Origin of the sequence: Niabella beijingensis (assembly GCF_020034665.1) — a bacterium.
GTDB lineage: Bacteria > Bacteroidota > Bacteroidia > Chitinophagales > Chitinophagaceae > Niabella > Niabella beijingensis.
The window spans coordinates 3,199,912-3,221,383 of the sequence record NZ_JAIQDI010000001.1; the positions used below are offsets into that span (position 1 = coordinate 3,199,912).

The 21,472-nt window shown below is 49.8% G+C and carries 8 protein-coding genes; 6 read left to right on the forward strand and 2 right to left on the reverse strand.

What is annotated here, in order from left to right:
* Positions 1-147 precede the first annotated feature (147 nt).
* Both K7B07_RS13405 and K7B07_RS13410 read left to right on the forward strand, forming a co-directional pair.
* The gene (locus tag K7B07_RS13405; RefSeq protein ID WP_223710405.1) at positions 148-3,333 is read left to right on the forward strand and encodes a chondroitinase family polysaccharide lyase; all 3,186 of its coding nucleotides are present in this window, start codon (positions 148-150) and stop codon (positions 3,331-3,333) included.
* 691 nt (positions 3,334-4,024) lie between these two features.
* On the forward strand, positions 4,025-5,392 hold the full coding sequence (locus tag K7B07_RS13410) for a sulfatase family protein (RefSeq protein ID WP_223710407.1): 1,368 nt from the start codon (positions 4,025-4,027) through the stop codon (positions 5,390-5,392).
* A gap of 128 nt (positions 5,393-5,520) precedes the next feature.
* Here K7B07_RS13410 and K7B07_RS13415 read toward each other — a convergent pair whose 3' ends face one another.
* Both K7B07_RS13415 and K7B07_RS13420 read right to left on the reverse strand, forming a co-directional pair.
* Positions 5,521-6,516 (reverse strand): ROK family protein, encoded by a 996-nt coding sequence (locus K7B07_RS13415; RefSeq protein WP_223710409.1) that lies wholly within the window; start codon positions 6,514-6,516, stop codon positions 5,521-5,523.
* Positions 6,517-6,597: 81 nt separating this feature from the next.
* On the reverse strand, positions 6,598-10,656 hold the full coding sequence (locus K7B07_RS13420; protein WP_223710411.1) for a hybrid sensor histidine kinase/response regulator transcription factor: 4,059 nt from the start codon (positions 10,654-10,656) through the stop codon (positions 6,598-6,600).
* Between the two features lie 690 nt (positions 10,657-11,346).
* Here K7B07_RS13420 and K7B07_RS13425 point away from each other — a divergent pair.
* From K7B07_RS13425 to K7B07_RS13440, 4 genes are all read left to right on the forward strand, one after another.
* Entirely contained in the window at positions 11,347-14,490 is a 3,144-nt protein-coding gene (locus K7B07_RS13425; protein ID WP_223710412.1) for a SusC/RagA family TonB-linked outer membrane protein, read from the forward strand.
* Positions 14,491-14,562: 72 nt separating this feature from the next.
* Positions 14,563-16,482: a RagB/SusD family nutrient uptake outer membrane protein gene (locus tag K7B07_RS13430; protein WP_223710414.1), complete on the forward strand. Its 1,920-nt coding sequence runs from the start codon at positions 14,563-14,565 to the stop codon at positions 16,480-16,482.
* A gap of 40 nt (positions 16,483-16,522) precedes the next feature.
* On the forward strand, positions 16,523-19,594 hold the full coding sequence (locus tag K7B07_RS13435) for a SusC/RagA family TonB-linked outer membrane protein (protein WP_223710416.1): 3,072 nt from the start codon (positions 16,523-16,525) through the stop codon (positions 19,592-19,594).
* Between the two features lie 35 nt (positions 19,595-19,629).
* The gene (locus K7B07_RS13440) at positions 19,630-21,462 is read left to right on the forward strand and encodes a RagB/SusD family nutrient uptake outer membrane protein (protein ID WP_223710418.1); all 1,833 of its coding nucleotides are present in this window, start codon (positions 19,630-19,632) and stop codon (positions 21,460-21,462) included.
* Positions 21,463-21,472: the final 10 nt, after the last annotated feature.

A 21,472-nucleotide genomic window follows, 5' to 3' on the forward strand; every position in this document is an offset into this window, starting at 1 on the left:
GATTCCACTGCAGGCGTAAATAGAAGCCGGGTTGAGCTCCTTAAAATTATTGTCGGAATGATCATTGACCGGACCATGAATTTTAAAAAAATATTCGAAGTGAATAACAGGAGGCCGCTATAGCATAGCCTTCCCAAAGCAGGTTATATGAATAAGAAAATAAATGCATTTTTCGCTGTTGCCCTTGCGTTGTCGGTCTCGCAGCTGTGGGCACAACCAACGGAAACTGCTGCAACAAAGATCATTACGGGTCAGTATGGTTTTGAAAGCGATCAGGAAAAGGAGGGATGGACCGCACAAAACAGCAGCCTGTCCTTTTCAACAGCACATTATAAAGAAGGTCAGCGTTCGCTTTGCTGGAACTGGAAAAAAGGGGCATCGCTGGAGGCCAGCGGCCTCAAAGGATTAAAGGAAGCAGGCGATTTTTATCCGGGGGGTATACCGGAAATTTATGAACCGTCGTTTTATCCCAGGGACCGCTTTGGCGGAATGAAGATCTGGTTGTACCAGGAGAAGCCAGCTTCCGGTCAGCTTGTTTTTCAGGCCGGCAGCAGTATCGCAGCAGCCCGCCGCTCACCCAGGTACCGTTTTTCGGTCAGCCTGGATTTTACCGGCTGGCGGACGGTGTGGGTTTGTTTTGAGGAAGATGCCAAGGTGCCCGGTTATAAAGGCAGTGATGATCTTCAGGCACTGGTGATCGTTCCGGAAAATGTACGGCAGCAGGAGGGACGGCTGTTTATTGATCATCTTACCCTCCTCAGCTTTGTATCGAATAAACGAAGCTCCGATCTTCAGTTTGAAAATAAAAAACGTAACCTGCGTTCCGCTGACGGGTATGAGATCCTGAAGCCGTTTCAGCTTTTTCGCACTGCGGTATTCAACCAGAAGGTAAATGCGCCTGCCCTGGCCGGGGCGGGCCGGAAGATCGCCGCCCGCCTGGAGTTCCTGATACTGGGCGATCAGACCACCGACTGGAAACAACGCAATACCGGTATTGAGGATGTTATGCAGGCAAAACTGAAGGCTGCAAAAAAAACCTATGAAGAGCTGAAGTTAAAACGGGTGAATGGTGCAGTAAACGGAATACCGTTGTTTGCAATAAGAGATGAGCATCCTGCTGCTGAAGGGCAGGTATTTGATAATGTGGCACAAAACCTGTTGTTCCCGCTGGCGGCGGATTACCGGTTAAACGGAACCGCAGCATCCGGAGAACAGTTGCTGGCTGCACTGGATTATTTCCTGGACCAGGGCTGGGCGGCAGGAAGCGCGATCGGAACAGTGGATCATGTGATCCGGTTAACGCCGATCGCCACCGCGATCTTCCTGATGCGGGAGGAACTGAAGGCACAAAACAAACTGAAACCTCAGGTGGATATGCTGCTCTGGCATACCCGCATGGGCGGATTATTGCAACTGGATGCCACGCGTGGCGAAAATTCGGATAAAGTGCGGGGCGGTGCACTGGTAAAGCTGATCACCATTTTACTGATGGAGGATGATGCACGTAAGCAGCAACTGCTGGGGCAGTTTAAAGAGTACATGGACTATGTGGCAGCTTTTGCACCGGGTTACAGCGATACTTTTAAGCCGGATTATTCCATCTATCATCACCGGGGTACTTATCTGAATGCCTATGGAACCAACGCATTAAATACGATGGCATTGATCCACTGGTTGCTGGAAGGAACTCCTTACGCAATGGGTACAGCGGCAACGCACACCCTTACACAGGCACTGAAACAACAGGCGAATATCGCTTATGGTGTGCAGATCCACTATGGTGTCAGCGGGCGTTTTCCGCTCAACAACAGCTCCATCGATGGTAACAGCATGCCTGCATTTGCCTATATGAGTATGGCGGGTGACAGCATCCGTGATCCGGAACTGGCGGCCTTGTATAACTATATTTATGCGATCGCAAAACCGGATGAACTGAACAAGATGTTGCTGCCGGCGCTCACTTATTCCGGTACCTATGGCACGCTGAACCTGATGGTACGCCTGCATCGCCAGATGGGAAGCGTACAGCGCATGCCCGAAGATGGTATCACCGTGATGCCTTACTCGGGGCTGCTTGCTTACAGGCGCGGCGATGCTTTTGCCACAGTGAAGGGGTATAACAAATACGTATGGGATTATGAAGGCGGGAAGGGCGAAAACAATATGGGCCGCTATCTGAGCCATGGGATGCTGATAACAGCAAAGGGTGATGCAACCAAGGGTTTTGATGGCCAGGGAATGGCGCTGAATGAAGGCTTCGACTGGTCCATGCTGCCAGGTGCCACTACAAAGAAATTGCCTGCAGATAAAGTATTGTACTATCCGAAGGCCGATCAGAAATATGTGGAAGGCAAGCACCGGAATTTTTCAGAGAGCGTGGTCGCCAGTGGGCTGAAACAGGGAACCAACGGCCTTTTTGCCCTGGATCTCCGGGATGATGTGTTTCCGGATACCGACCGGTCCTTGTTCGACAGCAGTTTCCGCGCCAGGAAAACGTATTTTTTTATTGGTGATGAGATCATTTGCCTGGGCTCCGGTATCCGCAACAAAGACAGCAGGTATGCAACGGTAACCACGCTTTTTCAATATCGCGCTGATGCAGGACGGATCAATTATTTTAACGGCAGGGCAATAAAACAGCAACCGGTACAGAAAGCAGACGGCGGCTGGTTTACCGATCAGAATGGATTGCATTATATCATTCCAAAAGGGCAGCAGCTCCGGTGGGTAGAGGCGCAACAGCAATCCTATCGATGGAAGAATGCCAGCTATAGTCCTGTGGAAGGCAGATACCTCAAGGCCTGGCTGGATCATGGCACCCAACCTGCCGGTGGGGGATATGAATACGAGATCCTGCTGCATACCCAGCAGCCGGAGCAGTACCTGCGGTCCAAAACCTATACGGTATTACAGAAGGACGAAGTGGCACACAGCATCCGTCATGCGGCTTCCGGAATTACGGCCTATGCAGTGTTTGAACCGGGTAAGGAACTAAAAGGCGGACTGCTCTTAAAAGCAGCAGCACCGGTACTGGTCCAGATCAAAGAAACAGGTGACAGGCTGCTGCTTACAGTGGCAGGTCCGGATATTGGCCAGGCCCGCTGGAATCATAATATGTCGCACATGCCGGACAGCATCACCAATGCCTGGGCACAGGGAAAGGTGATCACGCTGACATTAAAAGGAGAATGGTATACGACCGGTCAGGTATCTTCGCTGGTGAATGCAACTGTTAAGAATGGCAACACCATCATCTCGGTATTTTGTAAAGATGGTGAAAGCATCGATCTTCCTTTGCAACACAGGGGCGCAGGTACGGGGGAAGAGGATTAAAGATCGAAATGGAAAGGTGGATGGTATTAAAAAACATTAAGGAGTTAAGGGTCATTAAGCGATCTGGGTGGCTTAATTGCTCTTAATGCCTGAATGGTTTTTAAAAGGGTTTTTGAACAGTTCGTAATAATCTGAGGTATCAGCAGGTAGAAGCATTAAATGATGAAGGATCATTAGGCTATCTGGGTGACTTAATTGCTCTTAATGCCTGAATGGTTTTTAAAAAGATTTTGAACAGTTCGTAATAATCTGAGCTGTCGGCAGGTAGAAGCATTAAGTGATGAAGGATCATTAAGCGATCTGGGTGACTTAATTGCTCTTAATGTCTGAATGGTTTTTAAAAAGATTTTGAACAGTTCGTAATAATTTGAGGTGTCGGCAGGTAGGAGCATTAAGTGATGAAGGGTCATTAAGCGATTTGGGTGGCTTAATTGCTCTTAATGTCTGAATGGTTTTGAAAAGGGTTTTTGAACAGTTCGTAATAATTTGAGGTGTCGGCAGGTAGAAGCATTAAGTGATGAAGGGTCATTAAGCGATCTGGGTGACTTAATTGCTCTTAATGCCTGAATGGTTTTCAGAAAATCGTTTTAAACAGTTTTTAATAATGTAAGAGTTCCGGTCCATTTTAACCACTCTCAATTCCTTGATGTTTTAAATAAATACCTGAGTGGTATATAAAAATATACAAGCTATGTATAAACAATTATTGCTTATTGCGCTGATCCTTTATAAAAGCCTGCCCGTTTTTGCGCAGCAGCCGGAGCGCCCGAACATCCTGATCATTATGACGGATCAGCAAACTGCTGATGCAATGAGCAGTGCAGGGAATAAAGACCTGCATACACCGGCAATGGATCAGCTGGCGGCCAACGGAGTGCGGTTCACAAGAGCCTATTGTGCACAGCCCCTGTGTACGCCCTCACGCACCTCGATCTTTAGCGGAAAGATGCCGTTTGAAACCGGCTTTATTGGAAATGCGCCGGAGAAGGATGGGCAATGGCCGGACAGCTTACTGATGATGGGCGCAATCTTTAAGAACGGCGGATATAAAACAGGCTATGTAGGGAAATGGCACCTGCCCGTGCCTGCCGGAAAGATCAGCCAGCATGGATTTGACTTTATTGAGAATACAAAATTCCAGGATTATAACGATGCGGCCACACCATCTTACTGCGCGCGGTTTATAAAGGAAAACAAAGACCAGCCGTTTTTGCTGGTGGCTTCCTTTTTAAACCCGCACGACATCTGCGAATGGGCCCGTGGCGATGCTTTAAAAATGGATGTGCTGGCCGCCGCCCCGCCACCGGCGGAATGCCCGCAACTGCCCGCCAACTGGGCCATTCCGCCCAACGAGCCAAAAATTGTCAGGGAACAGCAATCGTCCAATATACGCACCTACCCCTCGGTGAACTGGACCGGCGACCAGTGGCGGCAATACCGATGGGCCTATAACCGGCTGGTGGAAAAAGTAGACCAGTACATTGAAATGGTGCTGGCCTCATTAAAGAAATATGGGGTGGAGAAAAATACCATTATCATTTTTACCGCGGATCATGGAGATGGTTATGCAGCGCATTCGTGGAACCAGAAGCAGATCCTGTATGAAGAGTCGGCCCGGGTTCCTTTTATTATTTCAAAACCGGGTGGCTGGAAGCCCCGGACCGATGCATCCCTGGTCTGCAACGGCACGGATATCATTCCCACTATTTGCGGATTAACCGGGGTGCCGGCACCGACATACCTGAAGGGTGCGGATATCAGCAAACGGCTGAACGATCCTTCAATAGTGCTGAGAGATACCCTGGTGATCGAAACGGACTTTGCGGATAACGAGCAGCTGCTGGGGATCAGCGGACGAGCGGTGATTACGAAACATTTCAAGTATATTATTTATAACAAAGGAGCGATCCGGGAGCAATTATTTAATCTTGATAAAGATCCCGGAGAGATGGATAATTTGGCAATGAAACCGCAGTATAAAAAACAGTTGCAGCAAATGAACCGCTATCTGAGGGCCTGGTGTAAAAAGAATGGAGATGTATTTGGGAAAGAGCTATGATAATTGCTGGTCTTCCTAAGGCATGGCAGTCGCCGCCGGTTTACAGGACACTATGCGACTGGTGGGACCAGCCAACATCAAAAAATGGCTTGCTTCCCGTTCCGCAAGTCCTGTTTGTCACACAGGTGCTAATTACTTCCATTCGACTGTAACAGCATCGGTGTCGAAAAAACCCGGCTGGCACAGCCCATCAGACAGGCCTCATTCCCCATCCTGGCCGGCACGATCACGGAACTGCTAAAAGCATCAGCCATCACCCTTTCAGCGACCCGCCGGTTGATCTCCTGCACATAAAAACCGTCAGCACCTGAAACGCCTCCGCCGATGATCAGCTTCTGCGGGCTGAAGATATTGATCAGACTGGTGATACCTATCGCCATATAATCCAGATGCCGCTCCATCACTTCCACTGCCGCAGCTTCGCCGGCAAGATAGCTGCGCGTAATGACCCGGCCATTCAGACCGGAAATGTCCTGGCCGGTCCGCTGCGCATAATCCCGTATCAGCGCCTTTATTGAGGCATAGGCTTCAAAACACCCCCTGCCACCGCAAGAACAGGGCGGACCATCAAAATTGATGATGATGTGCCCGAATTCCATTCCCTTGTTGCGGTAACCGCCATACAGCCGGTTATTGATCACCGCGCTGCCGCCGATTCCTGTGCCTACGGTCAGGAACACAGCATCAGAGCAGTTCCTGCCGGCGCCGAACTGCATTTCTCCCCAGGCCATCATATTGGCATCATTGTCCACGATCACATTTAACCCGGTTGAGGCAGCAATAAGCGCCCCCAAATCAACATTACTGAAGCCGGGAAGGTTATCCGCCCCGCCCAGGATCACATTATGCTCCACGATCCCGGGAAAACCAATGCCTACACCGAGGATCTTGCTTTCGGTTACGTCGGCACATTTACGCACTGCTGCGTTGATCAACGCAATGATCTCCCCTTCCGACAGGACATCCCTTGACGGCATTTTAAACGAATAAGTGATCTCCCCCTTCAGGTTGATCAGACCGCATCTTACATAGGTGCTGCCTACATCAATAGCAATGGCATACATTTCTGTCAGCTTTTCTGATTTAATAAATACCCGGAAGACAAAAACGTCTCCTCCATACATACTTCAAAATAAAGCCCTGTTGTAAAAACACGGTTTCAAAAATGGATTTATTTCTTTCGAAATGGATGATTTCTGACTGGTTTATGGCTCCGCCTGTTTATTGGAAAGATATTCTGTCGGTAAACAACCAAAATATTGCTTAAACGAAGTTGAAAAATAAGACAGGGAACTGAACCCCGACATATAAGCTACTTCGGTAACAGAATATGCCTTGCTTTCCAGCAGCGCTGCTGCTTTTTTAAATTTAATACGTTTGATAAAGTCCGTGGTCGACTCGCCAGTGATCGCCTTCAGTTTCAGATAGAGGCTGGAGCGGCTCATGCCGATCGTACGGCTGAACGTTAATACGGAAAATTCGGGATCACTCAGACGCTCCTCAATGATGTCAATGGCCTTGCGCAGAAATTCCTCATCCAGGGTATTGAGTGCAATGTTTTCGGGAATGATCTCTGTTGCGGTAGAATAGTATTCTTTTAACCGCCTTCTCGAACGGATAATATTCTGCACCTTGGCTTCCAGTACGGGGAGTGAGAAGGGCTTGGTAACATAATCATCGGCGCCGGCCTCCAGCCCCTTTACCTGGTTGGCAGTCTCATTCCGGGCAGTAAGCAGTATCACGGGGATATGGCAGGTGATGATATTCTGTTTTATTTTTTTACAGAACTGGATCCCGTCAGTGCCGGGCATCATCACATCACAGATGATGATATCGGGTGCCTGTTGCTCTACCAGCAGCAGCGCGTCCCGCCCGTTATAGGCCCTGCTGATGCTGAACTGGTTTTCGAAGTAACCGGCAAGGTACTCCACGATCTGCTCATTGTCATCAACAATAAGCAATTGCTGCTCATGAGGTGGGTTTGTTACTCCGGGATCTTCGTCAGCCGTTTCTTTTTCGGGTGCGGCAGCCGTAAGGTTATCCAGCATCACGGCATAATGATTTTCCGGTGTAAATTCTTCGGTACGGTACTGGTCGCGGTCTGCCGGTAGCTGCACCACAAAGGTGGTTCCTTTGCCGGGTTCGCTTTCAACGAAAATAATACCGTGATGCAGTTCTGTAAGACTTTTTGCAAAGGCAAGCCCGACACCGGAACCCCAGCTGGCGTCTGAATGACTGACCTGGTAGAACCGTTCAAACACCCGCTCATGGTCTACCGAGGCGATCCCCACCCCCGTATCACTGACGGTTAACACCATCTGTCCGTTCCGCAGTTCGAAGCCCAGTTCTATCGTATCGCCCGGCTGTGTGTATTTAAATGCATTTGATAACAGGTTGTTACATATTTTTTCAACAGCATCCCGGTCAAAATAACAATGGAATGCTGACCGGTTCGCCTTAAAGAGATAGTTGATACCCTTTTGCCGCGATAATTCCAGGAAAGCAGCGTAAACTTCCCGGAGCAGCGGAACAATATCCCCTTCGGTGAGTTCCAGCTTTTTTAGCCCGTTTTCGGTTTTCCGGAATTCCATCAGCTGATCCACCAGCTGGTAAAGGCGTTTGGCATTTCCAAGCATGCGCTCATGATAGCTGCGGAGTTTCTTTTCGGGAACCGCTTTATTCAGCATCTCTTCCAGGGGTGCGATGATCAGTGTGAGCGGTGTTTTGAATTCATGCGAGATATTGGTAAAGAAGTCCATCTTCATCTGGCCCAGGTATTCAGATTTTTCCCGGTCGCTCCGTTCCTTTTCCAATGCGGCCTTTGCTTTGATCCGTTCCCGGATGACCCGGTAGGCGATGTACAGGATGGCCGCCAGTGCAATTGCAACAAGCAAGTAAAAGCCGTTGCTTTGCCACCAGGGGGGCCGCACGTTGATGCGAAGCGTACCGACGGGGCTTTTTTCGCCGAGAGGACCGGTGGCCTGAACCTCAAGCGTATAATCTCCTGGTTTCAGATTGGTATAGGTGGCCCTGGGGATGTTTTCGCATACCTGCCAGCCGTTATCAAAACCTTTCAACCGGTAATAATACCTGATACTTCCGGGGGCAATATAATTGAATGTGCTGAAGTAAACGGTAAACTGTTTGTATTCGTGCGACAGCCGCAGACCGGCTGTTTCACTGATGGCATTGTCCAGTACGTTGTAGTTGCTGCCCGGGGCTACATGTGTGTTAAAGATATCCAGACCGGTAAATGTGATGCGAAGGTCAAACGGCTTTAGCTGGATGGACCGGGGGTAGAAGTAAATAAGACCGTTCAGACCTCCGAAAAGAACCAACCCGTCACTGGCCTTGCAGAAGGCAGGAAGACTGAACTGGGTACTGCCGGTACCCGTCTGGTTATTGAATACCTGGAGTTGATTCAGCCGGTCATAGAGTTTGACCAACCCTTTGCTGGTGGAGATCCAGATCCCGTCTGCATCATCCGGCTGGATACCGAATATAGCCCCTTCTATGGAATTGTCCGGGCCGGTATAAGGGATAAAGCGGTGTTGCTGTTCGTCAAAGAGATTCAGGCCGTCACGGGTACCGGCCCAGATACGGCCCTGCTGGTCTTCGGCGATACAATTCACCAGTTCATTGGAAAGGGTGTTGCCGGCAAATACTTCAAGATGACCGAGATCAGCACTGAGCGCGTTCATGCCATTGATCGTCCCGATCCAGATCCTTCCCTTACGGTCCTGCAGCAATGAAGTGATTCCTTCTGAGCTCAGCTGTTTGCCTGAAGGATCAGGTGCATAAGGGATGAACTCCTGCTGTTGATCGTTGAAGCGGCTGAGGCCCGCTCGGGTGCCGATCCAGATCCGGTCCTGCTGGTCGCGGAGCAGGGCATGCACCATATCACTGTTTATAGAGGCCGGATCCGACGGGTCATGTAAGTATTTTTTTACGGCCCCTGTTCTTTTATTGATCACATTAAGACCAGCGTTAAAGGTGCCGATCAGCGCATTGCCGTCCCTGTCGAATGCAATGGCTTTAATATTATTGGAGCTGATGCTGTTGGGGTTGGTTTCCGTGTGCGACCGATAAGAAAGCTGGTTCGTCTTCCTGTTCCAGATATTGAGTCCCTTATCGTTTGTACCGATCCATATCTCCTGTGCAGGACTTTCTTTAATAGTGTTCACCACCTGGTCGTTCAGCAATACACTGCCGGTTGTTTGGCTGAGGATATTAAAACGGATATCGTCTTTATGATAATAGTTCAGACCACCGAAAAAGGTTCCCAGCCACATACCATGTTGCCGGTCCATGAAGATACAGCGTACGGAGTTCTGACTGAGAGTAAGGTGCCGGTTTGTTTGATGTTCAAAATTGGTGAACCTGGCGGTACGCGTGTCCATAACAGATAGTCCCCGGAATGTACCGATCCACAGGTTGCCCGTTTGATCCCATGCAAGGCTGCGGATATCATTGTCAATAAGGCTGTTGGCTGTTTGCGACTGATGCTGGTAGTTTACAAACTGGTCCGTCTTAAGATCAAGACAAAAAAGCCCGCCACCTTCAGCGCCCATCCACAGCAATTGTCCCTGCGGCAACAGCGCATTGATGCGTGTATTGATGTGGGCGGGCTGCCTTGGTTTTGCTGTACCAGAAGCAGGATCCAGGTCATATACGCCTTTATCCGTTGCCAGAAACAAATGGGTGCCGATAAAAAGCAACTGCTGGATGGTGTTGACTGGGCTGCCGCTGACATGGTATTGAAACGGCACAAAACGGTTGGCTGCCGGGTCCAGGTAATAGATCTCACCGGAGTTGGCGGCGATCCAGAGCCGGTTGTGCTGGTCCGTAGTGATACCGGAGATGAACCACTCGCCCGGCTTTACCGGCAGCGGATAGTTTTCAAACTGTTCCTTTTTATAATTGTAGCAGCTGACCCCCTTATTACCACCTATCCATAGCAATCCCTGTTTGTCTACATAAAGGCTTCTTATATAACTGGAGAAGATACTGCGATCATCTTTTTTGTTCGGCCGGAAGACGGTAAAGGTCTTACCATCATACCGGTTCAATCCATCCTGTGTACCTACCCAGATAAAGCCCAGGTGGTCCTGCTGTACCACAAATACCGTGCTTTGCGACAGTCCCTGATCTACAGAAATGGTCCTGAAATACCTGTTTTCAGCAAGGGTTGTTATTGGTTGTGCGGAGATGAAATTATATAACGTAAAGCAATAAAACAGCATCCACAAAAACGCTCTTTTCATTGCCGGCAATTTAAGAAAAATCGGGCAGGGGAGCGCGTTCCGGCGGCATTAATTCACAGGCGAGGGCAATCATTAACGCTTTTTAACGAATCTGCCCCTCCGCCACAGTACTGCGCAATGCAGGTAAGTGCAGGATAGTTATTCCAGGGAGTTTTCTCAAATTTACTTTAACAAACGAGTGAAGCGCGCTGACAAAGAAAAACGTGGTGATCAATAGTTGTCCGAAAAATAGTTTACAGATGCATTTGAATGAAACGGATCATGTCGCAGCATTGGAGCTGCTGATAGCTGATAGCTGACCGCCGATAGCTCCATGCGGGTAGGTACAGGATAGTTGTTTCATAAAGTTTTCTGAAATTCGTTCACGTAAACGATTGCGTACTGTTGATAGAAGGATTGCTGGGTTGCCGTGTAATACGTAATATAAAATTTAACGGATAATTCTTAACCATTAAAATCAGTCATATGAAATTGGTTACTGCTGATTTTTCCGCTGTTTTTACCTGAGCTGTAATCCGGCCTGGTTTGCCGGTCGCTAAAGATCTGCCCCCATCTTAAGCGAGCAGCTGTTTTAACGGATGCCGGTCATGGCCGGAACAATAGATTTACGGAAGACACATTTCTTAAAAAGACCTCTTTTAAAGAGGAGGGGACTCCTTTATTCAATTTTTAAACTAGGATAATGTTATTATGAGATTCAAGAGTTATTTAGTGATTGTTTTGTCGCTTTGCTGGAATCTGCTGTCCGCGCAGAACGGGCGGGTAATAAAAGGCGTCGTTCTGGATTCCGCAACTTCCGACCCGGTGCCGGGCGTATCGGTAAGCATCGCCGGCAGTTCACAGGGCACCACTACCAACACAAGCGGAGAATTTTCGCTTCGGGCCCCTGAAACAGCACGCCTGTTGTTCTCTCATGTGGCTTATGCAGAACAGTCCCTGGCTGTTTCAGATATGCGGAACGGCGTCATTCGGCTGGTATCTACGGTAGCCGGACTCAATGACGTGGTGGTAGTGGCCTATGGCTCCCAGAAGAAGGTAAGTGTAACGGGGGCTATTTCCACTGTTACCACCGACCAGCTGAGACAAAGTTCTGCTGCCAGTGTGGCCAATGCCCTGGCGGGTCGTTTATCAGGATTAGCTGTCATGCAATCAGGAGGAGGGCAGCCGGGACGTGATGATGCGATCATGTACCTCCGGGGCGCAGCCACCACTAATAATAATAGTCCGCTGATACTGATAGATGGAGTGCCGCGCGACAATATCCGGACCCTTGATCCGAATGAAGTGGCTTCTATAACCGTATTAAAAGATGCCTCTTCAACAGCGGTATTTGGGGTGCGGGGTGCAAACGGGGTTATTTTGATCACAACCCGGCGCGGCAGTGAGGCCCGCACACAATTTAATGCCAGTGTGGATCAGAGCTACACCTCTTTTACCAGGGAACCGGAACGGCTGCATTCAGTAGACTATCTGCGGTTAAGGAATGAAGCCTCCGCCAACGATGATATTGCCATTCCCTATACCCAGGCGGATATTGATAAATATGCCAACCCCCTGGCAGGGCTGGATCCCAATGATCCGGATTATGCCGGCAAAGCACGGGTATTGCAGTATATCTATCCGGACCACGATTACTACCGCGAGCTTATTTCGCGCTATACACCACAGACACGGGTAAACCTGAGCGCCAGCGGGGGAACCAGCAAGATCAATTATTTTGTGAACGGAACCTTTCTGCACCAGGGAGGAAATCTAAATGTAGAGCCCAAGTCGGTACTGGGCTATGATCCTTCTGCATGGATGGATCGCTATAGCTTCCGGGCCAACCTGGATTATAAGGTCAGCGCATCCTTTAAAACGTTTTTAAACATCGGAAGCTATATTGAAAAGGTAAATATGCCGGCTGCCTGGATTTATCCCAATAATGATACCCACTGGATGATGCGCGATCTGCTCTACCAGGCGCAGACGATCCTGCCCATTACGCCCGGCCCCACTACTATTGAAGGGTTTGGCGTGGCTCCGGGGCAGGTCGTTTATCCGGATTATTTGGATCGCTCGGCCTTTGAGATCATGAACCGGGTAGGATACCGGAAAGAGGTGCGTTCCAATCTCAATTCATCGCTTGGAGCTGAATGGGACCTGAGCCGTCTGGTAACAAAGGGTCTTACATTAAAAGGAATGATCTCTTACGATTCCAAAGCCACCACCGCAATGCAGGCCAATAAATCGGAACGCCTTTACCTGGCGCTTGTGAACCGGGAAACCGATGAGCTGAGCTACGCCACGAACCGTCCTGATGAAAGTATGCTGAGCCTTACAAGAGGAGCGGACTCCCGTTATAATATCAACCTCCAGGGCTCGGTTAACTACAGTCGTAGTTTTGATAAACATGCCATTACCGGTATGCTGCTGGCCCAGCGGGATAACTGGGAGAGCACGGCAGCAGATCTTCCGTATAATGTGATCGGTTTTTCGGGTCGTTTTTCTTATGGCTATGACAACCGCTACCTGGCAGAAGTGAATATGGGTTATAACGGCTCTGAACAATTCTCTCCAAAAAAACGGTTCGGGTTTTTCCCGGCCGGATCTGCGGGCTGGGTGGTGAGCAATGAACGTTTTTTTAAACCACTTGCCAATGTGGTACATTATCTGAAATTCAGGGCCTCTTACGGTAAAGTGGGTAACGACCAGATCTCCAGCAGACGGTTTATCTACATCGATGATATTACCATGGGCGGCGGCGTGCTGGGAAGCCTGGGTCAGAAAGTGAACATCGGCCTGCTGGGTAATCCTGATATCACCTGGGAAACATCGGTTAAAAGAAACATTGGTGTTGATATCGGCCTTTTCAGGGATTTTACCATCAACCTCGACTTCTTTAACGAGCACCGGAAGGATATCCTGATCGCGAGGGGAACGGTTCCGACGCTCCAGGGCGTTCCGATCGGCAATCTGCCCAAAGTGAACATGGGCGAGATCTCGAATAAAGGATTCGAAGCAGAGCTGAGCTATAATAGGACCTTCTCTAAAGACCTTTCCTTAATGGTAAAAGGCAACTACAGTTATAACCACAATACGGTGGAGTTTATGGATGAGCCGCGGCGTGATGATTCCTACCCCTATCCCTACCGTACCACCGGTTATTCGCTGGGGCAGCAATGGGGTTATAAGGTGGATTATACCAACGGGAATGGTTATTTCAATTCAAAGCAGGAACTGGATGAATACCTGGCAAAGATCCAGTATGGATTTGGCACACCCCGGGTGGGGGATCTTAAATATGTGGACCTGAATCACGATGGGGTCATTGATGCCAAGGACCAGGCGCCTATCGGATATTCGGGTATCGCGCCCCGGATCAGCTATGGCCTGCAGTTCTCCCTGCGGTATAAAAATTTTGAGCTGTCGCCTTTTTTCCAGGGAGTGGCAAAGTATTCCGGAACCTATGCCGAGCAGGGTGTGTATGAAAGTATAAAACTGGGAACCTATTTTGGTTATCAAAGGACCGCGTGGACGGCAGAACGCTATGCGAACGGGGATAAGATCACTTATCCGGCATTGAGTACACATACAACCACTAACCACACTGCAAATGATTTTTTTATTATGGATCGCTCTTTTGTGCGGCTTAAAAATATTGAACTGGCCTATACCCTTCCGCCCGGCGCCTTGAAACGGCTGACGGTGCAGGGATTGAGGATCTATGTTAGTGCCTACAATTATTTTACCTGGGATAAACTACGAATGCAGCATCTGGACCCGGAAAGTGACGATGCACTGGGCTATCCCATTACACGGTCGCTCAATTTTGGTGCAAGCATTACTTTCTGACAGGACGCAGCACCCGCTTTTGCAAACGGATGAAAAATAAATGCCCCAGGGCGGTAAAATAAAAAGTTACAAATGAAATCAAGCAATACATTTTTTAACATGAAAGCCGGTGTTCTGTTCCTGGTGTTTTTGCCTGCAGTGTTTGCTTCCTGCAAGAAAGCATTGGATTCGGCACCGGATGGCAAGATCTCACTGGATGAGGTCTTTTCCGATAGTGTTAAGGTAGCAGCCTATCTGAATACCTGTTATGATAACATGCCGGCCAAGGGCACGCGTTATTTCTTCTGGAGCCGCGGGCCGGTGGTATGGAGCGATGAAGCCTGGGATACGGATGCAGAAGCCGAGCCCACGCTTTCCGCAGGTCGTATGTACAGCGGTAATGCGGCGGCTTCCAATCACCCGGCGATGGATGTCAGTGCCGATGCAGGAAATGGCAGCTACTGGGCGCGCTACTGGAATGCTATTTATAACTGCAGTTATTTTTTAAGCCGTATCCGCGATGTGACCGCTGTCGACGCATCCGTGCGTAACCGCTGGAAAGCGGAAGCACACGCGCTGCGGGCGTATTATTATTCCGAGCTGTTAAAATGGTTTGGAGCGGTATTGCCCATCCAGAGCGCCCCCTACAATTACAAAGATGATTTTACCAGTCTGAAAAAGGCTTCTTATTATGAAGTGACAAAGTTCATTATTGCCGATTGTGATTCCGCACTGGCCACCGGGGAGCTGCCCTGGAGGATCGATAATCCCGGGGAGGCGGGCCGTGTGCAAAAAGCGCTGGCCGAGGCCATAAAGTCAAAGATGATCCTTTTTGCTGCCAGTCCGCTCAATAACGGCGGACAGGACTACTGGCAGGAGGCCTATCAGATCAACAAAGCCTCCCTGCAACACCTGAGGGATAACGGGTATGCCTTGTATAACAAGGTAAACTTCCCGCAGACCTATCTTGCGGACAACGCCTTTATCGGACCTGATAAAAACGAAAAGGCCGCCTTGTACAATGAATATTTTACACAGTCCATGGCCTACGCCAATCAGCCCGTGGATAAAGAAACCATTTACCAGAGCCGGGACGGACAGGGAAATATATGGGATATTGACGGCATCGGTGCACAGGATGGCTATAAATCCGGCACCTGTCCATCGCAGGAACTGGTGGATGCTTACGAAACAACGAATGGACTGCCCGTATTGGATCTGGCCAATCCGTACCTGGATGAGCAGCACCTGGAGCCTAATTACAACCCGGATAATAAACAGTACGATCCGGCCAGGCCCTATGAGAACCGGGATCCCCGTTTTTATGCCTCTATCTACTACAACGGTTCTAAACGGTATTGCCTGTGGAATTTTGATGAGGCGCCGGAATCACCGGAGAACTACCCGGCAGCCAAGGGGGTTCGTACACGCATCATTGCCACCTATGTGGGAGAACCGCAGACGGGAATCGATCCCGCAGTGCGGAAGGCAACAAGGACAGGCTATTTTGAACGGAAATTCCTGCATCCCACCAGCAGCAATAACAATGTGGTGGGCGGTGCCAACTGGAAGCTCTTCCGTCTCGGCGAAGTGCTCCTCAATTTTGCCGAAGCCGCTGCGGAAGCCGGTCAGCTGGGTGAAGCGGCTGAAGCAGTAAACGAAATAAGAAGAAGGGTGGGCATGCCCGATCTGCCGGCCGGCCTGTCAAAGGAACAGCTGATCCTGCGTGTCCGTCATGAGCGCCGGGTAGAACTGGCCATGGAAGAGAACCGTTATTTTGATGTACGCCGCTGGACAAGCCCGGGAGGCGATCTGGCCAAAACAGACAAGTGGATCACCGCGGCGGAGATCAAACGCAATGCCAATGGCAGCTATAGTTTCGGACGCCGTGTTGTACGGCCTACTCCGAGGGCCTGTTATACCAACAAGTTCCTGTGGTTGCCCATTCCCCTGAACGAAGCAAGCATTCTTTTGAGCAATACCGGTGTGAACTGGCAAAATCCCGGCTGGTAAAAGAATAAAATAAGTTTAATGATTGATAACAAAGCATCACATGAAGTATAAATCAATTATCAGGATCATCGCACTGCTGCTTTTTATATGGTGCCGGCACACTGATGCCTGCGCACAGCAAACCTCCCTTGTGGTAAAAGGAAGGGTTGCCGACGAGTGGAACCAGCCGGTATCCGGTGCTGCGGTCAATTCTGCCAACGGCAAAAACGGAACCACAACCAATAGCGCCGGGGAATACGTGCTGACCGTGAACGACAACAGTTCGTTTTTTACTGTTGAGAAAACCGGATATAAAACCCGGACCCTGGAAGTAAAGGAAGAAGACCGTATCGATGTAAAACTGGAAGCCGATGTGCATCAGGAATACGAAACGGTGGAGCTGGGATATACGCAGCAGCTGCGCAAGCGGGTTTCGGGTGCGGTGGCAACCGTAAACGGGGAAGTGCTGGAACGGGCGCCTGTGGCTAATTTTACGCAAACCCTTGCCGGCCGGTTGCCGGGACTGACCACCATGGAAACGTTCTCCGAACTGTCGAGGGCCACTACAGATATTTATGTGCGGGGTTTTAATTCCATCCGGAAGAACGGGCCGCTGGTGGTGATCGACGGGATCCCCGTATCATATAATTCCAGCCAGAGCCTGGAATATATTTCGCCGAATGAAATTGAATCGGTGAGCCTGCTGAAAGATGCTGCTACTCAGGCTATCTATGGCATCCAGGGTGCCAACGGGGTGCTGGTGATCAAAACAAAACGGGGAATAAAAGGGCAGCTGAAAGTGTACAGCACCTTTGATGAATCTGTACAACAGGTTACCACAAGGCCCGCTTTCTTTAATGCTGCTGAATACGCAACACTTAAAAACCAGGCTGCAAAGAATGATGGTACGGAACTTCCCTTTACAGATGCACAGATCCAGCAATACCGGTCGGGCGCCAACCCGGGTTTGTACCCGAGCACAGACTGGTATGATTATTTTGTAAAGGACCTGGCGAACATGCAACGCGCCAGTGTGAATCTTACGGGTGGTAACGACCGGGTCCAGTTCTATTCCAACGTAAACCTGATGCACCAGGGCGGCTATTTTAAAACAGATCAAACCAAATATGATCCCGATGCGAACAATGTATGGGTGAATTACCGCACCAATGTGGATATGGTCATCAACAAATACCTGAAGACCTTTATACGGCTGGCCGGTAATGTAAAACGGGAACGGACGCCCGGCTCCGGTAATTCCACCGTTTACAGCAGCATCTTTCAGCTTCCCCCCAATCTTTATGGACCTGTGACACCCGATGGACAGGTGGTTGCCACCAATACCATCGAAAGCCCGACCTACGGAATGCTGAACCGTTCCGGGTATTACCGGCACACGGTCACCAACACCACATCGCAGTTTGGTGTGGATGTGGATCTGGGTTTTTTGACAAAGGGCCTGAACCTTACCGGGTTGTTTGCCTACCAGACCAATTCTGTGGGAAGTCTGGGAACTACACAGGATTATGAACGCTATATAAGATCGGCGAACCTGGATACACTCGCATTTACAAGGCTTGGAAGCAGTATCAATGAGCCGCTTAAGTACAGTAAAAACCATTCCTATTACTATCATTTATCCTATAAGGCCGACCTGAATTATGAACGGAGCTTCGGGCTGCATGATGTGCGCGCCATGGCCTATATGTTTTATCAGAACCTGACAAAAGCCGACAATGCCTCTCCGGGTCTGCTGCCGTATAACCGCGTCAGCACCGGGGCGGAACTGGACTATGCGTATAATGAAAGATACCTGGTAAAACTGGACTGGGGCTATTCGGGATCTGAGCAGTATGCACGGAATAAGCGGTATACCGGTACTCCTGCTGCATCCGTTGGATGGGTGGTGTCCAATGAATCTTTTTTGCACGGACTGAACTGGCTGAGTCTGCTCAAATTGCGGGCGGCTTACGGAAGAACAGCAAATGATCAAAGCGGTTTAAGCCGGTTTGCCTACCTGAATGATATCCGGCTGGGCGGCGGAGGTCCCATCGGATCCCTTCAATACCTGATCACAGAAAATAAAATGGCCAACCCGGATATCACCGCGGAGACCTCGGTAAAAAGAAACCTGGGTATTGATCTGGGGTTGTTCAATGCAGTTACGGTGAGCGCCGATCTGTTTCATGAACGCATGGAAGACATGGTTGTGGGTGCAACCGGCACCATCCCTGCGTACCAGGGAGTGCCCCTTGCAGGATACCCGCAACTAAACTCCGGGATCTTTGAAAATAAAGGCTACGAAATTTCAATCAGCTTTAAAAAACAATTGAAGAAGGACCTGGGTTTTATGATCGGAGGAATGTATAGTTATGCAAAGAACACCGTCATCAGTGTGAATGAAGCAACACTGACCAGCGACTATGTATACCGGAAAAAACAGGAAGGTTATTCTGTAGGCCAGGTGTGGGGCTACCTCGTAGACAAGAGCAATGGCAACGGCTATTTTAATACACCGGAAGAGTTGAACGGAAACCAACTGGATCATACCCGGGTGGGCAATCCCCGGTTGGGAGATCTGAAATATACGGACCTTAACCATGACGGGATCATTGACGACCGGGATGTGGCGCCGATCGGTACCGGTGCCCTTCCCCGTGTTGTGTATGCATTTAACGGGGGCATAAATTTCAGATCGTTCGAACTGAATTTTCTTTTCCAGGGCAGCGGGCAGTATCAGACAATTGAAAGCGGGATGGGTGTTTATGAAACATTCAACGACGGGGTCTTTGGCTCCCTGCACCGCAATGCCTGGACACCGGAGCGCTACCAGAGCGGCGCACCAATTACAGCCCCGGCATTGTCGCTTACCAGCAGCAGCAGCCACCAGCCCAGCGATTATTATATTACAGACCGGTCGTACCTGCGGCTGAAGAATGCAGAACTATCCTATGCATTGCCGCGTGCGGTTTTGAATGCAATGCATATACAGCAGGTGAAACTGCTGTTAAGCGGACAAAACCTGATCACCTGGGATAAGATGCGGTCTGATGATTATGGCCCCGAAGGAGGCGGCTATAGTGGGTTCCCGGTATACCGTGTGTACAATATCGGGATTAAGGTGACCTTTTAAAAACTGAAGCATCGTTAATCTGAAATTCTCTTGATATGAAATCTATATTATTGAATAATGGAGAAAAACGCGCATTAACCGGCCGCCCGCTTGTTGCTGTTTTTTGTAAACGGCGGCTGTTATGGTGTTGTTTCCTGGGGTTGTTGATTACAGGGGCCTGCAACAAACAGCTGGATCTCCCGTCCGATGGCAGACTGGGCTCTGTTGAAGAAGCGTTTACGGACTATAACCGTGTAAGGGGCTACCTGAATTCCTGTTATGGTTATTGTCCCGAACCCTCCATGGACCGCGCCTCTTATACAGATGAAGCGGAAGATGCCGATGCTATTACCTCCGGGTCCAACTTTCTGATCTGGTACCGTGGCACGATCACCGCATCCACCTATGCCACCTATTCCTCCGACGGAAGTCCCTGGACCAACCTCTTTCAGGGAATTTATAAATGCAATACTTTTTTAAAACAGATCAAAACGGCCACCGCAATTGTATCGGACGAAGAAAAGGCCGGCTGGATCGCGCAGGCGCATACCCTGCGGGCGCTCTATTATCTGCAGCTGATCAAACGTTACGGAGGGGTACCTGTTTTTAAGGAGCCGCTGGAACTGAACCATGACTTTTCTCAGGACCACCGGGCAACATTCGGAGAAGTGGTGCGGTTTATCCTTGCAGATTGTGATTCGGCCCTTGCGGCACCTGATACTCAAACCGGTTTTTCCTGGAATATTTATGATAACCAGTTCGGCATTATGAACCGAGCGGTACCCTATGCCATAAAGTCGCAGGCGGTTACTTATGCCGTAAGTCCCTTGTGGGCAGATGGCAGCATTACACTGGAGGAAGCCACCCGGATTACCGGGGAAGCCTTGTTCCGGTGCCTGGCCAACGGCTATCAGCTCTTTGATGTGGAGCCTTCTCCCTCCGCTGCGCAGAACGCTTATGCATTTTATTTTATCACGAGTTCGAACGATAAGCGATCGGTAGACAAAGAGACGATCTACCAGCGCGGCAGCCAGATGCAGGTCTGGCGGGATGCAGGCATGCCATCCACTCCCAATATGACCAAGGCCGGCCCCTGTCCCACACAGGACCTGGTGGATGCCTATGAGATGGCCAACGGGGAACCTCCCATAACCGGTTACAGTGATGCGGATCACCTGGTTCCTGTCATTAATCCCGCATCCGGCTATGATCCGGAAAACCCTTATGCAGGACGTGATCCCCGTTTTTATGCATCGGTGTATTATAACGGTGCCGTACGATACCTGAATCAACCAGCGGGAAAAAAAGTGGCTGCTTATGAAGGCGGGGCAGATGGTATCTCCGCCTCGGACCGCCGGTTTACCCGCACTGGTTATTATCAGCGCAAATTCAACAATTCACAATCCGGCCAGGGTAATAACGCGGATGGCGCCATCCGGCTCCTGCGGCTGGGCGAGCTCTACCTCAATTTTGCAGAAGTAGCTTATCAGGCGGGCGGACCTGACGAACCGGTTTCCATTGATGGCACGGCGATGACGGCAAGGGAAGCGGTGAATGCCATCCGGAAACGCGCAGGTATGCCGGGCTTTCCCGCAGGAATGAGCAAGGAGGCATTCGAAAAGAAATACCGCAATGAACGGCGGATCGAACTGGCCTTTGAAGAGCACCGGTTCTTTGATGTGCGCCGCTGGAAACTACTGGGCACCTCCGATAAATTTGTAACGGGCATGCGCATCAGACAAAACGGAAATAACCTTACCTATACCCGTTTCAGGTTCTCAAACAGGGGAAGCACTGCCGACCGGTTCCTGATGTATCCTATCGACCAGAGCGAAGTGGATAAGATCATCGGGCTTTCCGGTGTGAACTGGCAGAACCCCGGCTGGTAGCAGTCTAAAA

Excerpts from the sequence above, each read along its gene's own strand:
- K7B07_RS13405 (WP_223710405.1), top strand. The coding sequence starts at position 148 with ATGAATAAGAAAATAAATGCATTTTTCGCTGTTGCCCTTGCGTTGTCG.
- K7B07_RS13410 (WP_223710407.1), top strand. The coding sequence starts at position 4,025 with ATGTATAAACAATTATTGCTTATTGCGCTGATCCTTTATAAAAGCCTG.
- K7B07_RS13415 (WP_223710409.1), bottom strand. The coding sequence starts at position 6,516 with ATGTATGGAGGAGACGTTTTTGTCTTCCGGGTATTTATTAAATCAGAA.
- K7B07_RS13420 (WP_223710411.1), bottom strand. The coding sequence starts at position 10,656 with ATGAAAAGAGCGTTTTTGTGGATGCTGTTTTATTGCTTTACGTTATAT.
- K7B07_RS13425 (WP_223710412.1), top strand. The coding sequence starts at position 11,347 with ATGAGATTCAAGAGTTATTTAGTGATTGTTTTGTCGCTTTGCTGGAAT.
- K7B07_RS13430 (WP_223710414.1), top strand. The coding sequence starts at position 14,563 with ATGAAATCAAGCAATACATTTTTTAACATGAAAGCCGGTGTTCTGTTC.
- K7B07_RS13435 (WP_223710416.1), top strand. The coding sequence starts at position 16,523 with ATGAAGTATAAATCAATTATCAGGATCATCGCACTGCTGCTTTTTATA.
- K7B07_RS13440 (WP_223710418.1), top strand. The coding sequence starts at position 19,630 with ATGAAATCTATATTATTGAATAATGGAGAAAAACGCGCATTAACCGGC.